Here is a 2,147-nt window from a genome sequence, read left to right on the forward strand (position 1 = left end):
TGCGCCACACAGGCGGAGCCCGCGTGCGCCGCGCAGGCCGCGAAGCGGGTCCGGCAGCCGGGGTCGGCGCAGTTCGAGAGGGAGCCGGTCGGCTCCCCGCACACCGCGCACCGCCCGATCTGGGCCGGGTTCGGTCCGAAGTCCACGGTTTCCCGGTCGTCGAAGACGACGAGCGAACCGTCCCAGAGCCCGTCGTTGCCGTAGGCCTCGCCGTAGCGGACGATGCCGCCGTCGATCTGGTAGACCTCGCCGAAGCCGCGCTCGATCATCAGGCTGCTGAGCACCTCGCAGCGCACCCCTCCCGTGCAGTAGGTCACGACCGGGCGGCCCTTCAGCTCGTCGAAGGCGCCGGAGTCGATCTCGCGGATGAAGTCGTGGGTCGTGGCCACGTTCGGCACGACCGCGCCGCGGAACTTGCCCACCTCGGCCTCGAAGGCGTTGCGGCCGTCGAAGAAGACCACGTCGTCGCCGCGCTCGGCGACGAGCTCGTGCACCTGCGCCGGGGTGAGCCGGGTGCCGCCGCCGACGACGCCGTCCCCGTCGACGCGGAGCGACTCGGGGGCGCCGAAGCTGACGACCTCGTCGCGCGCCTTCACGCTCAGGCGGGGAAAGTCGGTGATCCGCCGCCAGGGCGCGCGGCGATCCACCCCGTGCAGGGGCTCGGGGGCGTCCTCCTCGAATCCGGTGCCGTCGGACCATTTCGCGTCGAGGTTCGCGAACGCCGGGTGTTCCTTGCTCCTGCGCAGGTATTGCTTGCAGGCGTCCAGCTCGCCGCCCACCGTGCCGTTGATCCCGTGCGCGGAAATGATGATCCGACCGCGCAGGCCGAGCGATTCGCAGAGCTCACGCTGCCACAGCCGCACGGCGTCGGGGTCGGCAATCGGGGCGAAGGAGTAGTAGAGCAAAATCTTAGGAACGGACACCCCTTTATGGTACGCGCCCCGAGTGTCAGCCGCTCGGGCTGCGGGCTGCCACCCGGCCCCGACACCCACAGTCGACCCAGCTGCCGTGGCTGGGCCGACTGTGGCCGGTCGTGAGGCTTAGAAGCGCGAGGGCCCCGTTGCCGCCAGCAGCGCGGGGTTCCCGGCCACGACATCCAATCGGGCCGCGGCGAGGTCCAGGCTGATCGTGAGGAGGGTGGTCCACTGCTCGTGCGGCGGGTCTGCCGGATTCGGCACGAAGCAAACGGGGGCGTTTCCGCCGGCCGGGCCGCACATCTGCGCGCCGCGTTCCTGCACGCTCACGTTCGCCATGTCGGCGACTCGCTCGGCGACGTGGTCCAGGCGCACGTAGGTGGTCGAGACATCCGGGGTGGCCTCGCCGGGCTCCTGGTCGGGGTGGCGGAAATGATTGGTGTGGAGCAACCAGTGCGCGTCGTCTGGGGTGAGAACCGAGACACGCTCGGGGGAGAGCTCCAGGCAGACGGCGCGTGGGTGTTCGTCCCGAAGGCTCACCACGGTGAGGACCGTCGAGGCGCTGACGCGGGCAGAACGAGCGATGGCCTCGGCCTCGGCGATGGAGGTGGCCTCGTCAAGGATGCGACGCGCGATCGCGTGCACGGGCACGCCGCCACGGGGGTGATCGCTCGCGTGATGCAGGATGTTGAAGTGCACTCCGATGCCGGCGTCGTTCACCCCGATTTTGCCGAGCATGCCGAGCTCGGTGAACAGCCGTACCCGGCCGACTCGCCGCTCCGGAGAGGTCGAGTCCGGCACGAGCTCCAGGAGCAGACCTGCCGGACAGAGGGACGCGTGCCAGTCCCAGGTCTGAATCGTCTGCGGCGCCGCTGCTCCGGGCGGGGCATAGATCGCGGTCGAGCACTCGCCCTCACGATCAGCGCCCACGACAGCGAGCACCTCGGTCCGGGCGTTCAGCGCGGCGAGCCGCCACGGCTCGACCCCGGCGGCCTCGGCGGTCGACCGCAGCTCCTGAGCGAGCCCGGGGGACCACTCGCCGAGCGCGGTCAGGCTGCTTTCGGCAACCGCACGGACGGTGGCCTCGTTCAGTCCGCGCACCGCGAAGAATGCCAGGTACCGATCGACATTGGCGCGGATTTCTTGCGCGAGTGCGGCACCGATTTCATGACCGCGCTCGGCCGGGGTTTCGGATGCGGTGACGAGCCGCAGCAAGCGCATCGGGCCCTCCTC

2 protein-coding genes are annotated in these 2,147 nt (G+C 70.5%); both read right to left on the reverse strand.

Annotated features, from left to right (window positions below):
• On the reverse strand, positions 1–923 hold a 923-nt coding region (locus OOT08_RS10385; protein ID WP_325092576.1), incomplete at its 3' end, for a tRNA uridine(34) hydroxylase.
• Between the two features lie 117 nt (positions 924–1,040).
• The coding region (locus tag OOT08_RS10390; RefSeq protein ID WP_325092577.1) for a C45 family peptidase at positions 1,041–2,147 on the reverse strand (1,107 nt) is incomplete at its 5' end.

The sequence above is a fragment of the Leucobacter sp. M11 genome (assembly GCF_035726885.1).
Lineage (GTDB): Bacteria > Actinomycetota > Actinomycetes > Actinomycetales > Microbacteriaceae > JAPFRB01.